Consider the following 18158-nt stretch of genomic DNA (forward strand, 5'->3'; position numbering starts at 1 on the left):
TTAATCTTTTGTGGTGGGATGGCATGAAATGCTATCCCGCCTTTTTTATGTTTTAAATCATTTGTATACAAAAAAAGCGCTCACGCCTCTATAATTTTAAGTGACTAAACAAAAAAATAAAGAGGAGACATGATGCGCCTATGTGTAATGATATATTAAAACTACTAAAAATAAAAGATGAAAATATTCAAGTTCTTAAGGTGGAAGAAGATGTAGAAGTGCGTGGTCGGCTTTCTACGGTTGTTTATGGAACACTTTCTTATACACCCAAAGCTTGTATGAAGTGTGGTTGTGTCAATGATGGGCAAATCCATAAGCATGGTAAACGCGTTTCGCGTTTAACACTATTAAAATCTCAAGAATCCAATGTTTATCTTAATTTAGCGAAAGAACGCTTTAAGTGTCTACATTGTTTAAAGACTTTTACGGCTCAAACAAACATTGTTGATAGTAACTGCTTTATTACCAACCGTGTGAAATTAGCGATTCAGGATAAACTCACACGTGTACAGTGTGAGATAGATATCGCTCATGATTGTAGTGTTTCACCGAGTACAGTTAAAAGATGTATTCATCAACTCTCACAATCATTAATAGTCAAACCTTCATCTGGATTGCCAAAACATATCTCCATAGATGAGTTTAAAAGCGTTAAGAACGTGACAACAGCGATGAGTTTTTTGTTTATAGATAATGAAACGAATCAGATTATTGATATCTTAGAAGATAGACGTATTCATAAACTCAAAGAGTACTTCTATCGCTTTGATCGACGTGAACGATTAGCTGTTAAAACTGTAACTGCTGATATGTATGAACCATACATCAACTTCATTCATGAAGTATTTCCAAATGCGATTTTGATCTTTGATCGCTTTCACATTGTTCAGCACCTTAATCGTGAATTAAATAAGCAACGTATTTCTGTAATGAATGCTTATCGCTATCGATCATCAACAGATTACACGAAAATGAAAAAGCACTGGAAACTCTTTCTTTCTGACAGGCAGGATATTAATAGTTATGAATACTTTTGGTCGAAGTCTTTCAAAACGTACACAACATCAAGAGATGTTTTAACATATCTACTAAGTCTTGATCAGCAGCTCTATGACACTTATATGTTAGTTCATCAACTTCGTGAAGCATTGAAACAATGTGACTGGTTACGTTTCAAAGAAACTTTAATGGGTGTCGAAAAGAAGCATGTATCACGTGGTGTTTGGCGTATCATTCGATTCTATAAGAAATACGAGTATGTCCTTTACTCAACAATCAAGTACCCGAAGTTTAACAATGGAGCGATTGAAGGTATCAATAATAAAATTAAGCTTATTAAACGTGTATCATATGGCTATCGCAACTTTAATAACTTTAAAGCGAGAATACTCATCATTTTTAAGCTGTATCAACGTTCTAAAAAGCAAGAGCTATTAAGCTGTGTTGCATAAAGATTACCTCGTAACTTAACATGTCACAAACGCTCATATAACTGTATGGTGTAAAATCATTTCTAATACGAGACGCCTAAGGCAACAAGCCGAACTGAAAATCCATTTTGGCTTCACTTATTCAATAAAGCCAAAATTAGTTGAAGTGAGGCGCCTTGGCAAGTGAGTATTAAAGAAATGATAGTACTCAAAAAGCGTACAATTAATGAATAACTGTACGCTTAAATGAATGTAGTGATTACTACGTGTTATGATTAAGTTAAATATAAAATTAGTTACTTTTAATTATCTGCCCACCACAAAAGATGGACATCCTTTTTAAATAACTTTAATTGTGTAAAAAGTTTCAATTCCTCATTGCTTGTAAAGAAGAAAAATTAGCTACCATAACAAGTTTGGTGTCAAAATTATGAAATTATCATTTTAAACCGTTTTCATTTTTTTGGCGCTAGAATATTAATGGAATGCACAATTGATTTGTGTTATTTTTAACTTAAGAATTAAGCAGGAAAGGGTATGTATATATGAAAAAAATTGCAGTTTTAACAAGTGGTGGCGATTCACCAGGTATGAACGCAGCTGTTCGTGCCGTTGTACGTAAAGCAATCTATCATGATATTGAAGTGTATGGTGTATATCAAGGATATCTAGGATTAATTACAGATGATATTCATAAACTTGAATTAGGATCTGTTGGGGATACGATTCAACGTGGGGGAACATTTTTATATTCAGCACGCTGTCCAGAATTCAAAGAGCAAGCAGTACGCGAAAAAGGAATTCAGAATTTATTGAAACGTGGCATTGAAGGTCTTGTCGTAATTGGTGGAGACGGTAGCTATCGTGGTGCACAACGTATCACTGAAGAATGCACAGAGATTAAAACAATCGGCATTCCGGGTACAATCGACAATGATATCAATGGAACAGACTTTACAATTGGCTTCGATACAGCCCTTAATACAATCATTGACTCTGTTGACCGTATTCGTGATACAGCATCAAGTCACGCACGTACATTCATCATTGAAGTGATGGGACGTGACTGCGGAGACTTAGCGTTATGGTCAGGTCTTGCAGTTGGGGCAGAGACAATTATAATTCCAGAAATAGATATAGATATCAAAGACATTGCAGAAAAAATTCAACAAGGTATTGATCGTGGTAAGAAACACTCAATAATTATTGTTGCAGAAGGCTGCATGTCGGGAGAAGCATGTGCGAAAGAATTAACGAAATATATTAATGTGGACGCACGTGTCTCTGTATTAGGACATATTCAACGTGGTGGTAGTCCAACAGGTGATGACCGAGTACTTGCATCTCGCTTAGGCGGCTATGCTGTTGAATTACTGATGCAAGGTGAAACAGCAAAAGGTGTTGGAATTTCAGACAATCGCTTGTGTGCGACAGACTTTGATACAATTTTCAACCCAGCAAACAAAAAAGAAATCAATAAACGTATGCTCGAATTGACAAAAGAATTATCGATATAAACTTAGGAGGCAATGTTAATGAAAAAGACAAAAATTGTATGTACAATTGGTCCAGCATCTGAATCTGAAGAGATGTTGCAAAAATTAATGACAGCAGGAATGAACGTGGCACGTTTGAACTTCTCACACGGTTCACATGAAGAACATGCTGCACGTATTGCAACGATTCGTAAAGTTGCAAAAAAATTAAACAAAAATATCGGTATTTTACTAGATACAAAAGGACCTGAAATCCGTACACATAATATGAAAAATGGTCTTATTATGTTACAAAAAGGTTCAGACGTAACAGTAAGTATGGAAGAAGTTGAAGGGACAGAAGAAAAGTTCTCAGTGACTTACCCACAATTAATCGATGATATTGAAATTGGATCATATATTTTGCTTGATGACGGCTTAGTAGAATTAGTTGTTAAAGAGATTGATAAAGCAGCTGGAGAAGTTCATTGTACAGTCTTAAACACAGGTGAATTAAAAAATAAAAAAGGTGTCAACTTACCGGGTGTAAGCGTCAACTTACCAGGAATTACTGAAAAAGATGCTGCAGATATCCGATTCGGTATCGAACAAGACGTTGATTTCATCGCAGCAAGCTTTGTTCGTCGTGCGAGTGATGTACTAGAAATTCGACGCATTTTAGAAGATGAAAACAACAATAATATTACGATTATTCCTAAAATCGAAAACCAAGAAGGTATCGACAATATCGATGAAATCTTAGAAGTTTCTGATGGTTTGATGATTGCGCGTGGTGACATGGGTGTGGAAATTCCACCAGAAGCAGTACCAGTTGTTCAAAAAGAATTAATTCGCAAATGTAACAAACTTGGTAAACCAGTTATCACAGCAACACAAATGTTAGATTCAATGCAACGTAACCCACGTGCAACACGTGCGGAAGCATCAGACGTTGCCAATGCGATTTACGATGGTACAGATGCAGTAATGTTATCAGGTGAAACAGCTGCTGGGGCATATCCTGAAGAAGCTGTTATCGCAATGAATAATATTGCACTTGCTGCTGAACAAGCACAGGACTACAAAAAGTTATTATCTGATCGTACGAAACTTGTTGAAACATCACTTGTAAACGCAATTGGAGTATCAACTGCACACACAGCTTTAAACTTAAACGTTAAAGCAATCGTTGCAGCGACAGAAAGTGGTAATACAGCGCGTACGATTTCTAAATATCGTCCAAAATCAGACATCATTGCAGTGACGCCGAAAGCAACAACTGCAAGACAATGTTCATTGATTTGGGGTGTTTATCCAGTCATCCGTGAAGGAATCTATACAACAGACGAAATGTTAAACAACGCAGTTGCAACAGCAGTAGAAACAGAACGTGTTGTGAATGGTGATCTTATCATCATTACTGCGGGTGTCCCAACTGGTGAAACAGGTACAACAAACTTGATGAAATTGCACTTAATTGGTGAAGATTTAGCAAGTGGTCAAGGTATTGGTCGTACTTCAGCAGTCGGTCGTACAGTTGTTGTCAACGATGCGAAAGAATTAGAAGGTAAAAACCTAGAAGGTGCAGTTATCGTAACAACTTCAGTTGATGATGCGATCGTACCTTACTTAGATGGTGTTGCAGCATTAGTTACAGAAGAAGGCGGCTTGACATCTCCAAGTGCGATTATCGGATTAGAAAAATCAATTCCAACAATCGTAGGTGTAAAAGATGTGACATCAGTCATTCCTGATAATGTCTTCGTAACAGTAGACGCAGCACAAGGTAAAGTATTCGAAGGTTATGCTAACGTATTATAATCTTTAAGTATAAATGTCAAAAGACAGTAAAATCTGAAAAGGATTTTACTGTCTTTTTTACAACAGCCGAAAGAACAGGCCAATCTGTTGTCATCATATTTAATTATGGTGTATGATAAATAAATGAAAAGGCATACAAAACAGGATGTCTTGTAAAGTGAAAACGCATAGAAAGCGTGCCATCATCACATTTATGCCACTAATGTCGGTTGTTACATATACTATTATTAGATAATTCTGACTTCGCAAGTTCTTAAATTGTTCACAAATTTGCTAAAATTAGATATAATATATTTATGAAAGCCGTTACATTAGAGCGAATATACAGTAAAGGGGAAATTACTATGGCAGAATTAATCAGAGGTTTAGAAGGGGTTATTGCAGCCGAAACAAAAATTAGTTCGATTATCGATAGCCAATTAACTTATGCGGGATATGATATCGATGACTTAACTGAAAATGCATTATTTGAAGAAGTGATGTTCCTGCTATGGAATTATCGTTTACCAAACGAGCAAGAACTGAAAGAATTACAAGAAAAATTATACGGCTATATGACGTTAAATCCACGAATGTACAGTCACTTCGAAGAGTATACGACTGACAAGGTACATCCGATGACGGCTTTACGTACTTCATTATCTTACCTTGCACACTTCGATGAAAATGCAGATGAGAATGATGAAGATGCGATCAAAGAACGTGCAATTCGTATTCAAGCAAAAGTTGCATCTTTAGTGACATCATTTGCACGTGTTCGTGAAGGTAAAGAACCAGTTAAGCCAGATCCATCATTGAGTTATGCTGCAAACTTCTTATATATGTTACGTGGTGAAAAACCAACAGATGTAGAAATTGAAGGCTTCAACAAAGCATTAATTTTACATGCTGACCATGAATTAAACGCATCAGCATTTACAGCACGTTGTACGGTATCATCTTTATCTGATATGTATTCTGGTGTAACAGCTGCAATCGGTTCATTAAAGGGACCTTTACATGGTGGAGCAAATGAACAAGTAATGCGCATGTTATTTGAAATTGGTTCTATTGATAAAGTAGATGCGTATCTTGAAAATGCATTTGCTAACAAACAAAAAGTAATGGGCTTTGGTCACCGTGTATATAAAAATGGCGACCCACGTGCAAAATACTTAAAAGAAATGAGTCGCAAAATTACTGAAGAGACAGGTCAAAAAGAACTCTTTGAAATGTCTGTAAAAATTGCAGATATTATTAAAGAAGAAAAAGGTCTCTTACCAAACGTTGATTTTTACAGTGCGACTGTGTATCACAGCATGGGTATCGAGCATGACTTGTTCACACCAATTTTTGCGGTAAGCCGTACTTCAGGTTGGACAGCTCATATCATTGAACAATTGGCGAACAACCGTATCATTCGTCCTCGTGCAACATATATTGGCGAAACAAACCGTAAATACGAGCCAATTGAAAAACGCTAAAATATTTTCAGATTAAGCAACTAAATTATTTTTTGGAGGTTATTTAACAATGAGTGAAAAAATCGTAAAAACAGACAGTGGATTACAAGTGCCGGATCAACCAATTATTCCATTTATTATCGGTGATGGAATTGGACCAGATATTTGGGGAGCGGCAAGTCGCGTAATCGACGAAGCTGTAAAGAAAGCCTATGATGGCAAGAAAGAAATTGCATGGAAAGAAGTATTAGCAGGTCAAAAAGCATTTGATGAAACGGGCGAATGGTTACCTGCTGAAACATTAGATACCATCAAATCATACTTGATTGCAATCAAAGGGCCATTAACAACACCAATTGGCGGCGGTATTCGTTCACTAAACGTTGCGTTACGTCAAGAATTAGATTTATTCACATGTTTACGTCCAGTGCGTTGGTTCCAAGGTGTGCCATCTCCTGTTAAACGTCCAGAAGATACAGATATGGTTATCTTCCGTGAAAATACTGAAGATATTTATGCAGGTATCGAATTCAAAGAAGGTTCAGAAGAAGTTAAGAAAGTCATTGACTTCCTACAAAATGAAATGGGCGCTAAGAATATCCGTTTCCCTGAATCATCAGGTATCGGTATTAAACCCGTTTCTAAAGAAGGTACTGAGCGTTTAGTTCGTGCAGCGATTCAATATGCTTTAGACAACAACCGTAAGTCTTTAACGCTTGTACACAAAGGTAATATTATGAAGTTTACTGAAGGTGCATTTAAGCAATGGGGTTACGACTTAGCTGAAGCAGAGTTTGGTGACAAAGTATTCACATGGCAACAATATGATCGCCTAGTAGAATCAGAAGGTAAAGGTGCTGCAAACGCTGCTCAAGAAAAAGCAGAACAAGAAGGTAAAATTATTGTCAAAGATTCTATCGCTGACATCTTCTTACAACAAATCTTAACACGTCCTGCTGAGCATGATGTTGTTGCAACAATGAACTTAAATGGTGACTATATTTCAGATGCATTAGCAGCACAAGTAGGTGGTATTGGTATCGCTCCAGGTGCGAACATCAACTACGAAACAGGTCATGCTATTTTTGAAGCAACTCATGGTACAGCGCCAAAATATGCAGGATTAAACAAGGTAAACCCATCATCTGTCTTATTATCAGGTGTATTAATGTTAGAACACCTTGGTTGGCAAGAAGCAGCAGATTTGATTACAGCTTCTGTTGAAAAAACGATCGCATCTAAAGTTGTAACTTATGACTTTGCTCGCTTAATGGACGGTGCAACAGAAGTATCAACATCAGCATTTGCAGATGAACTTATCAAAAACTTATAATCATCCGTTTCGATGATTTTCAGAGATCAGACGTTGATATGTCTGATCTCTTTTTAGGTAAAGAAGCATCGATAGGTTACGAATTACAAAATCAACTGGTAAAATATCTCGTAGCACATATACTTAAGTAAATATTTATAAAAGTTAATGGAGAGGCAATTGGTAACTATAATTTTGTATCAAATGCTTCTGTTATTTTGTGTAGCAATTTTATATTTGTTAATTATTCATGGTTATTTAACGCCTGACTTTATGGTAATGGAAGCTATGATGATTTTAACTATCTTTTTCTTATGTATATTATTTGATGGCATTTACGAAAGATGAAAAAGGATCTGATTTTAAAAAATTATTATTGTCATCTTTGCTTTTCGTACCATGTATTTTACTAGCTATATATATGATTACTAAAGTTTTCATATGTTATTATTAAAAGTCTACTATAAAAATAAATTACTATTACGTTTGTGTATAATTATATTTATGGAATCACAAATACAATTTGAGGTAAATTTTGATGAAATATCGCATTTTAGCCATTATTTTATTTTCAATCACTACATTGACTTATTATTTTCTAATACAGCCTAAATTAAATTTAGATAATCCGATGATTCATTTTATGTCAACGTTGACTCTATTTATTATAGGATTGATTATTTGTGTTATTGGAAGAAAATTAGATGAAAAATAATTTTCCGACGTTTGATTAAATATTCACTTCCAAATGAATGTAATTTAAATCTAAGAAATACGTTTATTAAGGTTTTATTAAAACATTGTTAATTTTCTTAACGTATTTCGTATTTATCGTTATAATATATTTATAAATTAACGAGAAGGGGACTTCGCAAATGGTTCAAAAAGTACTGATTGTTGATGATGAGCATTCAATTGTGACATTGTTGAAATATAACTTGGAACAAGCAGGATACACGACCGTAGTGGCACAAGATGGTGAAGAAGCACTTGAAATGGTTGATACAGTCAAACCAGATATTATTGTGTTAGATATCATGTTGCCAAAAAAAGATGGCATAGAAGTTTGTAAAACGATTCGTACAAATAAAAATTCTGTGCCAATATTAATGCTTACAGCTAAGGATGATGCTTTTGATCGTGTATTAGGTTTGGAACTCGGCGCAGATGATTACATGACAAAACCTTTTTCACCACGTGAAGTGGTGGCACGTGTGAAAGCTATATTACGTCGTGTAACATCAGCAGAATGGCAACAAGAAAACGACGACATTTACATCGGTTCGTTACGTATTCGTCCTGAGTTTTTTGAAGTATATCGAGATGGAGAACTTGTAGAGCTTACACCGAAAGAATTCGAGTTGTTATTGTACTTGATTGAGCGACAAGGCCGTGTGATTACTCGTGAGCATATGTTGAATTCTGTATGGAATTATGAATTTGCAGGTGATTCACGAATTGTCGATGTTCATATCAGTCATTTGCGAGATAAATTAGAAGAGAATCCTAAGAAACCACAGTTAATCAAAACAGTGCGTGGTCTCGGTTATAAACTGGAGCGAGAGAAATAAATGATTAAATTCTATCATAAATTATTACTACTACTTACAACGTTGATTGTTGTAAGTTTTCTTATACTTGGATTTTTTGTTCATAATAGTATTTATACAAATACAATGGATGATCAGCAGTTAAGAGCGAGTCAATCTGCACAACTGCTACTCGCTGCCTATCAAGAAAAAAGTGATATTCATGCTGAACAACTTGCGAAACAGATGCATGCTAATACATTGTTAATCGAGGGTGATCAAGAAAAGCGAAGTCATTCACAGACATATCCATCACTTGATAAAGAAAAATCGGCATTGGTAGAGAAGCTTGGAAGACAGTCTGCGATTTATGAATGGGACAAAAAGTCTGGTATCTATACATATGGAAAGAAAGAGAATGACCGGATTTTATTAATACGTGGTCATTCCGATATCGTAACAGAATTACAAATGACATTTTGGAAATATTTAATTTTTATCGGTATGCTGACGCTTGGTTTTATCTATTTTATTGTTCGTTATATCCACCGCACATACATTAAGCCAATCAATGAAGTCTCATACGCTGCCTCTCTATTATCAGAAGGGAACTACCATATTCGTATTCCTGAAAGCAATGTAAAAGAGACAAAAGAGCTGTATCATGCTATCAATGTGTTAGCACGTCGATTGGAGAAGCTGAATCATGCACAAAAAATGCAACGAAATCGATTGCTAACGACTTTAGAAAATATTCCAAGTGCTATTTTGATGATTGATAAAAAAGGTGAAGTAGTCGTTGCAAATAAAACATATATTGATATGTTTCATAATGGAGAGAATGTCGAACAACGTCATTACGAAGATGTATTAGATATGGATTTGAAAAAGCTAATCGTTGAAGGATTTAAAGTTGAAAAGGGAATCTATCAACAAATTGAACTTCATTTGAATGATATTCATCAGAAATTTTTTGATGCGGCTTGCGTCCCAATCCTAACGCGAAAAAAGAAGCGGCTTCAAGGTATGGTGATCGTGTTACATGATATCACTGCATTGAAAAAACTTGAAAATTTACGTAAAGATTTCGTTGCGAATGTATCTCATGAATTGAGAACGCCGATTACATCTATTAGAGGTTTTGCAGAAACGCTGATTGATGGTGCGAAGAATGACGCTGATTCGTTAGAAATGTTTTTAGATATTATTTTGAAAGAATCGAACCGTATACAATCACTTGTTGAAGATTTGCTGAATCTATCAAAGATTGAACAAAACCCAACGTTGGAAAAACATCGCATTGATTTGTCACAAGTCGCACGTGATAGTTTGTCTATGATTCAACCAATTGCTGATACGAAGCAGATTACACTTGTCGACAAAATTGCCCCTCATATTTATGTGATGGCAGATGAAGATAAACTCACACAAGTCATTGTCAATTTAATGACCAATGCAGTGAATTATTCACCTAAAAATAAAAAGGTAACATTGCGTGTTTATAATGATGTGCAACAGCATGTTATTGAAGTGATTGATGAAGGGATTGGCATTCATCACAATGAGAAATACCGCATTTTTGAACGTTTTTATAGAGTAGACAAAGCGAGAAGTCGTGATTCTGGTGGTACAGGATTAGGTTTATCTATTACGAAACATATTGTAGAAGCTTATCAAGGGAAAATAGAAGTTGAATCTGAAGAAGGACAAGGCTCGATGTTTAGAGTTGTGTTACCGAATCAAATCAAAGGTAAGTAATGTAGGGCTGGCAATTCATGAACATGTTATTTCATGAGTTGCCAGCTTTTTGTATACACTGAATCACAACGTTGTGTAATAGGGTTTCATCGTATTCTATGATAAAATAAAAGCACTACTATTCTTGGAGGTAAGACTGTGGATAAACTGATACTAATCGATGGTAATAGTTTAAGCTTTCGAGCTTTTTATGCTTTGCCATTATTACAAAATAAAGCAGGTATTCATACAAATGCGATTTATGGATTCGTTCGGCTTTTAGAAAAAGTGCTTAAAGAAGAACAACCGACGCATTTTCTCGTTGCATTCGATGCTGGGAAAACAACGTTTAGACATGCAGATTATGCTGAATATAAAGGTGGCCGTCAAAAAACACCGACGGAATTAAGTGAGCAATTCCCTTATATACGACAATTGTTGTCGACGTATGCCATTAAAACATATGAATTAGACAACTATGAAGCAGACGATATTATTGGCACGCTCAGTCGTGAAGCAGATGAAGCAGGTATGGAAACCATTATTATTAGCGGTGACCGAGATTTAACGCAATTGGCATCGGATAACGTAACCATTTACTATACGAAAAAAGGGGTTACAGACGTTGATCATTACACACCTGCATTTATTGCGGAAAAATATCAAGGGTTAGAGCCGAAACAAATCATCGACATGAAAGGGCTTATGGGCGATGCGTCAGATAATATTCCGGGTGTTGCAGGTGTTGGAGAAAAAACAGCGATCAAATTGCTCAATCAATTTGGTTCTGTGGAAGCAGTATACGAAGATATTGATGCGGTATCAGGCAAAAAGTTAAAAGAAAAGTTATTAGCGAGTAAAGAAGATGCACTCATGAGTAAGAAGCTCGCAACAATCCATCGTGAAAGTCCTATCGAAGTGTCACTGGCTGATACACGTTTACCAGAATCATATGATGAGACAGAAAAAATTGCTTTATTTAAAGAATTAGAATTTCGTCAGATGTTAGATGAAGTGGATAGTATACCTTCTGAAGAAGCACCATCGAAGACATTTGAAATATCGACAGATCTTAGAACGATTGATTTTGAACAGTTGGACGAAGCAACTGTGCACATAGAGGTTGCAGGGGCTAACTATTTGAAAGACGACTTATTAAAGTTCGGTATTTATGATGGTGTTCAGTATGTGGTGTCTTCAATAGAAGATCTAACGGCTCATCAACCTGCAATTAACTGGTTATCAAACGTCAATACATCGATCATCACATATGATGCGAAAAAGTTATATACTGCAATGAAACGATTAGGTATTGATTTGCAAAACGTTACGTTTGATGCAATGTTAGCGAGTTACTTGATTGATCCGTCACAAACAATAGATGATGTGCATTCTGTGGTGTCGCGCTTTAAAAATACACATGTTCAAGAAGATGTGACGATATATGGAAAAGGGAAGTCATATAAGGTGCCAGAAGATTCTGTACTCAATGCACATATCGCTTCTATATTGGATGCCATCGCAATCTCAAAACCAGAAATGACAGAAACACTGGAATCGCATCAACAATTAGATTTATTAACTGAACTTGAATTACCATTGGCTCGCATATTAAGTGAAATGGAGTTCACTGGTATTTATACAGATAGAGAAACCCTCCAAGTGATGGAATCGGACATACAACAACGCTTAGATCAATTGATTGAGAACATTCATGAACAAGCAGGTGAAACATTCAATCTTAACTCACCGAAACAACTTGGAGTCATTCTTTTTGAGAAACTGGAATTACCAGTCATCAAAAAAACAAAAACGGGTTATTCAACTGCTGTTGATGTGCTAGAAAAATTGCATGGACAACATCCAATTATTGAAAATATCCTCACATATCGTACATTGTCTAAGTTACAGTCCACGTATGTTGAAGGTTTACAAAAAGTAATATGGGATGACAAGCGTATTCATACACGTTTTAATCAAACGCTTGCACAAACTGGCCGTCTGTCATCTGTTGATCCCAATTTACAAAACATCCCAATTCGTTTGGAAGAAGGGCGTCAAATCCGTAAAGCTTTCAAGTCATCTCATGAAGATTATGTTATCTTAGCAGCTGACTACTCACAAATCGAACTGCGTGTATTGGCACATATTACCGGTGACCCTACTTTACAAAAAGCATTTATTAATAATGAAGATGTCCATACGACAACAGCGATGAAAGTATTTAATGTTGAAGCAGACGAAGTGACATCTTTAATGCGTCGTCAAGCGAAAGCCGTTAACTTTGGTATTGTCTATGGTATTAGTGACTATGGTCTAAGCCAAAGTTTGGGTATCACACGTAAAGAAGCTCAACAATTCATTGATGATTATCTCGCACATTTTCCTGGTGTCAAAACGTACATGGAAACAATTGTTCAAGATGCGAAACAACAAGGCTATGTAGAAACATTGTTACATCGTCGTCGTTATATTCCAGATATTACAAGTCGAAACTTTAATAAACGTGGTTTTGCAGAGCGAACAGCTATGAACTCGCCGATTCAAGGAAGTGCCGCTGATATTATTAAAAAAGCAATGGTTGATTTTCATGAAGCTGTTCAAGTAACAGACTTTAAAGCAGAATTGTTATTACAAGTACACGATGAGTTAATCTTTGAAGTACCAAAAGACGAAGTTGAACGTTTCAGTCAATTCGTTGAAGACATTATGGTGAATGCTTTAGAATTAGATGTCCCATTAAGTGTTGAGTCTGAATATGGACCGACATGGTACGACGCAAAATAGAAAGAAAGTTGGTTGAACGATGCCAGAATTACCAGAAGTTGAGCATGTGAAACGTGGTATTGAACCATATGTAACAGGTCAACAAATTATTGATGTGACATTTTCAGATAAAGTCATTGCTGGAAAAGATGTAGGAAAAGAAACAATTATTAAAGGTATTTCATTGGATGCATTTAAAACACACAGTATTGGCTATACAATTCAAAGTGTGACACGTCGTAGCAAATATATATTATTTATATTGAAATATGATGCAGGTGAACGAATACTGATCTCTCATCTCGGTATGGCTGGTGGCTTCTTCGTGGCACAAGATGTTGAAGATATTGTCATACCAAATTATCGAAAGCACTGGCATGTGATTTTCCATTTGGATAATGGGTTGAAATTGATTTATTCAGATATTCGACGGTTCGGTGAAATACGAAATGTAGCACAACTATCGGAATATCCATCAATTATAGAGATTGCGCCCGAACCATTTACTGATGAAGCAGAAGCACATTATCTTAGCCAGTTTTCGCATAAAAAATTTCAAAAAATGCCGATTAAACAAATGATCTTGGAACATCGTGTGATTGCAGGTTGTGGTAATATTTATGCCTGTGAGGCGCTCTTTGATGCGAGAATCAACCCGCATACGATTGCTGGTACATTATCAATTGCACAGCGACAAAAAGTGTTTCAAAGTGTTGTAAAGGTGCTAAAAATGGGTATAGAGAATGGTGGAACAAGTATCTCGGATTATGTCCATGCAGATGGTCAACGAGGAACGATGCAAAATAATTTAAAAGTATATAAGCAAAAAACATGTTCTAATTGTGGGAATGACATTGTTACTGCCATCATTGGTGGTAGAAATACCCACTACTGTGAGCATTGTCAATGTTAGAAAGAGGGAAATTATGCCAAAAGTGATAGGATTAACAGGAGGAATTGCGACTGGAAAATCAACAGTCGCACAATTGTTATCAGCGCACGGCTTTAAAATTGTAGATGCAGATATCGCATCACGAAAAGCGGTAGAAAAAGGGTCAAAAGGCTTGGAACAAGTGCGTGAAGCGTTTGGAGAAGAAGCAATCACTGAGTCAGGCGAGATGAATCGTCAGTATGTAGGTGAACAAATATTTTATGATAGCGGCTTACGTGAAAAATTAAATGCGATTGTTCATCCAATTGTACGTGAACTGATGGAAGCGGAAAAAGAGCGCTATTTAGCTGAAGGTCACAACGTTATTATGGATATCCCATTGTTATATGAAAATAAACTGGAAGATACCGTAGATGAAGTGTGGCTTGTGTATGCTTCGGAGCCGATTCAAGTCGATCGACTCATGGCACGAAATGATTTATCGATTGAAGATGCAAAGGCACGTGTATATAGCCAAATCTCTATCGACAAAAAAAGTAGAATGGCAGATGTCGTAATCGATAACCTTGATACGACGTTAGAGTTAAAACAAAATGTTGAAAAGCTCTTAATTGAAAAGGGCTATATTGAACCTTATACAAATACAGAAGAATAAAGATGAAAAGCACATGGAATTCACATAGGAGTTCCATGTGCTTTTTTCGGGGAAGTCCATTTTTTGTGGTGGGCAGATAATTTAAAGTAACTAATTTTATATTTAACTTAATCATAACACGTAGTAATCATTACATTCATTTAAGCGTACAGTTATTCATTAATTGTACGCTTTTTGAGTACTATCATTTCTTTAATACTCACTTGCCAAGGCGCCTCACTTCAACTAATTTTGGCTTTATTGAATAAGTGAAGCCAAAATGGATTTTCAGTTCGGCTTGTTGCCTTAGGCGTCTCGTATTAGAAATGATTTTACACTATACAGTTATATGAGTGTTTGTGACATGTTAAGTTGTGATTACTAGGTAATCTTTATGCAACACAGTTTAATAGCCCTTGCTTTTTAGAACGTTGATACAGCTTAAAAATGATGAGTATTCTCGCTTTAAAGTTATTAAAGTTGCGATAGCCATATGATACACGTTTAATAAGCTTAATTTTATTATTGATACCTTCAATCGCTCCATTGTTAAACTTCGGGTACTTGATTGTTGAGTAAAGGACATACTCGTATTTCTTATAGAATCGAATGATACGCCAAACACCACGTGATACATGCTTCTTTTCGACACCCATTAAAGTTTCTTTGAAACGTAACCAGTCACATTGTTTCAATGCTTCACGAAGTTGATGAACTAACATATAAGTGTCATAGAGCTGCTGATCAAGACTTAGTAGATATGTTAAAACATCTCTTGATGTTGTGTACGTTTTGAAAGACTTCGACCAAAAGTATTCATAACTATTAATATCCTGCCTGTCAGAAAGAAAGAGTTTCCAGTGCTTTTTCATTTTCGTGTAATCTGTTGATGATCGATAGCGATAAGCATTCATTACAGAAATACGTTGCTTATTTAATTCACGATTAAGGTGCTGAACAATGTGAAAGCGATCAAAGATCAAAATCGCATTTGGAAATACTTCATGAATGAAGTTGATGTATGGTTCATACATATCAGCAGTTACAGTTTTAACAGCTAATCGTTCACGTCGATCAAAGCGATAGAAGTACTCTTTGAGTTTATGAATACGTCTATCTTCTAAGATATCAATAATCTGATTCGTTTCATTATCTATAAACAAAAAACTCATCGCTGTTGTCACGTTCTTAACGCTTTTAAACTCATCTATGGAGATATGTTTTGGCAATCCAGATGAAGGTTTGACTATTAATGATTGTGAGAGTTGATGAATACATCTTTTAACTGTACTCGGTGAAACACTACAATCATGAGCGATATCTATCTCACACTGTACACGTGTGAGTTTATCCTGAATCGCTAATTTCACACGGTTGGTAATAAAGCAGTTACTATCAACAATGTTTGTTTGAGCCGTAAAAGTCTTTAAACAATGTAGACACTTAAAGCGTTCTTTCGCTAAATTAAGATAAACATTGGATTCTTGAGATTTTAATAGTGTTAAACGCGAAACGCGTTTACCATGCTTATGGATTTGCCCATCATTGACACAACCACACTTCATACAAGCTTTGGGTGTATAAGAAAGTGTTCCATAAACAACCGTAGAAAGCCGACCACGCACTTCTACATCTTCTTCCACCTTAAGAACTTGAATATTTTCATCTTTTATTTTTAGTAGTTTTAATATATCATTACACATAGGCGCATCATGTCTCCTCTTTATTTTTTTGTTTAGTCACTTAAAATTATAGAGGCATGAGCGCTTTTTTTGTATCCAAATGATTTAAAACATAAAAAAGGCGGGATAGCATTTCATGCCATCCCACCACAAAAGGTGAACATCCTTTTTCGGCCACAAATGAGTTATTCAACAATCAAATAATAGGTTATAAATAAAAATAATAAAGAAAACGGTTTCATTTATTTTAAATTATGTTATACTCTTAAATATAAGTATAACACATTTCTAAGGAGTGCTTTTTAACATGACGACAAAGATTGCGATTAATGGATTAGGTCGTATCGGCCGTATGGTATTACGTATTGCATTAAATAATGAGGATATTGAGGTAGTAGCTTTAAATGCAAGTTACCCACCTGAAACAATTGCTCATCTTATTAAGTATGATACAACACATGGTCTTTTCAATAAGCCAGTAGAAGCGACAGAAAATGGTATTAAAGTTGACGGAAAAGAGATCAAACTGGTATCAGACCGTAATCCAGAAAATTTACCATGGAAAGAATTAGGAATTGATGTTGTAGTTGAAGCAACTGGTAAATTCAACCATGGTGATAAAGCAATTGCGCACATTAAAGCAGGCGCAAAAAAAGTTATTTTAACAGGCCCATCTAAAGGTGGAGACGTTCAAACAATTGTTAAAGGTGTGAACGATAAAGACTTAGATGTGGAAAAATATGACATTTTCAGTAATGCATCTTGCACAACTAACTGCTTAGCACCGGTTGCTAAGATCTTAAATGACGAATTTGGTATTGTGAATGGATTAATGACAACTGTTCACTCTGTTACAAATGACCAAAAGAACTTAGACAACCCTCATAAAGATTTACGTCGTGCACGTGCAGCATTTGAAAGTATTATTCCAACTTCAACTGGTGCAGCAAAAGCACTCGCACTTGTATTACCTGAATTAGAAGGTAAATTACACGGTATGGCATTACGTGTACCAACTAAAAATGTGTCACTTGTTGACTTAGTTGTAGATTTAGAACAATCAGTGACTAAAGAACAAGTGAATGAAGTATTTCGTCAAAACGACTTAGATGGTATTGTTGAAACAGTAGACGTACCATTGGTATCAGACGACTTTATGACTAACCCACATTCAGCAATTATTGATGCACCATCAACAATTGTCATGGGAGACAACAAAGTGAAAGTATTGGCTTGGTACGATAACGAATGGGGTTACTCAAACCGAGTTGTTGAAGTATTACAATTAATCGCAAAAGGTATTGCATAATTAATATAAAGAAATCAATTTACTTATAGGCTGAGACTTGGATAGATGATTCAAGTCTTAGCTTTTTTATTTCACGATATGAAGAAACGAATAAGCGTTGGCAAATTCATTATAAATACCATTTGTTCC

General features: G+C 35.7%; 12 protein-coding genes. 11 read left to right on the plus strand and 1 reads right to left on the minus strand.

The features are described from left to right. Nucleotides 1-140 precede the first annotated feature (140 nt). The 10 genes from C7J88_RS01520 (at nucleotide 141) to coaE (ending at nucleotide 15059) form a co-directional block, all read left to right on the plus strand. Nucleotides 141-1451: an ISL3 family transposase gene (locus C7J88_RS01520; protein ID WP_059108181.1), complete on the plus strand. Its 1311-nt coding sequence runs from the start codon at nucleotides 141-143 to the stop codon at nucleotides 1449-1451. 524 nt (nucleotides 1452-1975) lie between these two features. Then, entirely contained in the window at nucleotides 1976-2947 is a 972-nt protein-coding gene (pfkA, locus tag C7J88_RS01525; RefSeq protein WP_095116515.1) for a 6-phosphofructokinase, read from the plus strand. An 18-nt stretch (nucleotides 2948-2965) separates the two neighbouring features. After that, nucleotides 2966-4726: a pyruvate kinase gene (pyk, locus tag C7J88_RS01530; protein ID WP_095116517.1), complete on the plus strand. Its 1761-nt coding sequence runs from the start codon at nucleotides 2966-2968 to the stop codon at nucleotides 4724-4726. A 344-nt stretch (nucleotides 4727-5070) separates the two neighbouring features. Further along, nucleotides 5071-6189: a citrate synthase gene (locus C7J88_RS01535; RefSeq protein ID WP_095116519.1), complete on the plus strand. Its 1119-nt coding sequence runs from the start codon at nucleotides 5071-5073 to the stop codon at nucleotides 6187-6189. 49 nt (nucleotides 6190-6238) lie between these two features. Continuing rightward, entirely contained in the window at nucleotides 6239-7501 is a 1263-nt protein-coding gene (icd, locus tag C7J88_RS01540) for an NADP-dependent isocitrate dehydrogenase (protein ID WP_095116521.1), read from the plus strand. A gap of 854 nt (nucleotides 7502-8355) precedes the next feature. Beyond that, a complete protein-coding gene (locus C7J88_RS01545; protein WP_095116525.1) occupies nucleotides 8356-9051 on the plus strand; it encodes a response regulator transcription factor in 696 nt (231 codons plus the stop codon). Then, nucleotides 9052-10767 carry a two-component system histidine kinase PnpS gene (gene pnpS, locus C7J88_RS01550; protein ID WP_095116527.1) on the plus strand — a complete coding sequence of 572 codons (1716 nt, stop codon included), beginning with the start codon at nucleotides 9052-9054 and terminating at the stop codon, nucleotides 10765-10767. 138 nt (nucleotides 10768-10905) lie between these two features. After that, a complete protein-coding gene (gene polA / locus C7J88_RS01555; RefSeq protein ID WP_095116529.1) occupies nucleotides 10906-13533 on the plus strand; it encodes a DNA polymerase I in 2628 nt (875 codons plus the stop codon). Nucleotides 13534-13552: 19 nt separating this feature from the next. Then, complete coding sequence (gene mutM, locus C7J88_RS01560) at nucleotides 13553-14425, plus strand: bifunctional DNA-formamidopyrimidine glycosylase/DNA-(apurinic or apyrimidinic site) lyase (protein WP_095116532.1); 873 nt, start codon at nucleotides 13553-13555, stop codon at nucleotides 14423-14425. A 13-nt stretch (nucleotides 14426-14438) separates the two neighbouring features. Further along, a complete protein-coding gene (coaE, locus tag C7J88_RS01565; RefSeq protein WP_095116534.1) occupies nucleotides 14439-15059 on the plus strand; it encodes a dephospho-CoA kinase in 621 nt (206 codons plus the stop codon). A gap of 371 nt (nucleotides 15060-15430) precedes the next feature. On the opposite strand, the gene C7J88_RS01570 is transcribed toward coaE, so the two are convergent. Next, the gene (locus C7J88_RS01570; RefSeq protein WP_095115876.1) at nucleotides 15431-16741 is read right to left on the minus strand and encodes an ISL3 family transposase; all 1311 of its coding nucleotides are present in this window, start codon (nucleotides 16739-16741) and stop codon (nucleotides 15431-15433) included. A 286-nt stretch (nucleotides 16742-17027) separates the two neighbouring features. Here C7J88_RS01570 and C7J88_RS01575 point away from each other — a divergent pair, with 286 nt between their 5' ends. Then, nucleotides 17028-18029: a glyceraldehyde-3-phosphate dehydrogenase gene (locus tag C7J88_RS01575; RefSeq protein WP_095116535.1), complete on the plus strand. Its 1002-nt coding sequence runs from the start codon at nucleotides 17028-17030 to the stop codon at nucleotides 18027-18029. The last annotated feature ends 129 nt before the right edge of the window (nucleotides 18030-18158 follow it).

The sequence above is a fragment of the Staphylococcus muscae genome (assembly GCF_003019275.1).
Taxonomy (GTDB): Bacteria; Bacillota; Bacilli; order Staphylococcales; family Staphylococcaceae; genus Staphylococcus; species Staphylococcus muscae.

Excerpts from the sequence above, each read along its gene's own strand:
- C7J88_RS01520 (WP_059108181.1), top strand. The coding sequence starts at position 141 with ATGTGTAATGATATATTAAAACTACTAAAAATAAAAGATGAAAATATT.
- pfkA (WP_095116515.1), top strand. The coding sequence starts at position 1,976 with ATGAAAAAAATTGCAGTTTTAACAAGTGGTGGCGATTCACCAGGTATG.
- pyk (WP_095116517.1), top strand. The coding sequence starts at position 2,966 with ATGAAAAAGACAAAAATTGTATGTACAATTGGTCCAGCATCTGAATCT.
- C7J88_RS01535 (WP_095116519.1), top strand. The coding sequence starts at position 5,071 with ATGGCAGAATTAATCAGAGGTTTAGAAGGGGTTATTGCAGCCGAAACA.
- icd (WP_095116521.1), top strand. The coding sequence starts at position 6,239 with ATGAGTGAAAAAATCGTAAAAACAGACAGTGGATTACAAGTGCCGGAT.
- C7J88_RS01545 (WP_095116525.1), top strand. The coding sequence starts at position 8,356 with ATGGTTCAAAAAGTACTGATTGTTGATGATGAGCATTCAATTGTGACA.
- pnpS (WP_095116527.1), top strand. The coding sequence starts at position 9,052 with ATGATTAAATTCTATCATAAATTATTACTACTACTTACAACGTTGATT.
- mutM (WP_095116532.1), top strand. The coding sequence starts at position 13,553 with ATGCCAGAATTACCAGAAGTTGAGCATGTGAAACGTGGTATTGAACCA.
- coaE (WP_095116534.1), top strand. The coding sequence starts at position 14,439 with ATGCCAAAAGTGATAGGATTAACAGGAGGAATTGCGACTGGAAAATCA.
- C7J88_RS01570 (WP_095115876.1), bottom strand. The coding sequence starts at position 16,741 with ATGTGTAATGATATATTAAAACTACTAAAAATAAAAGATGAAAATATT.
- C7J88_RS01575 (WP_095116535.1), top strand. The coding sequence starts at position 17,028 with ATGACGACAAAGATTGCGATTAATGGATTAGGTCGTATCGGCCGTATG.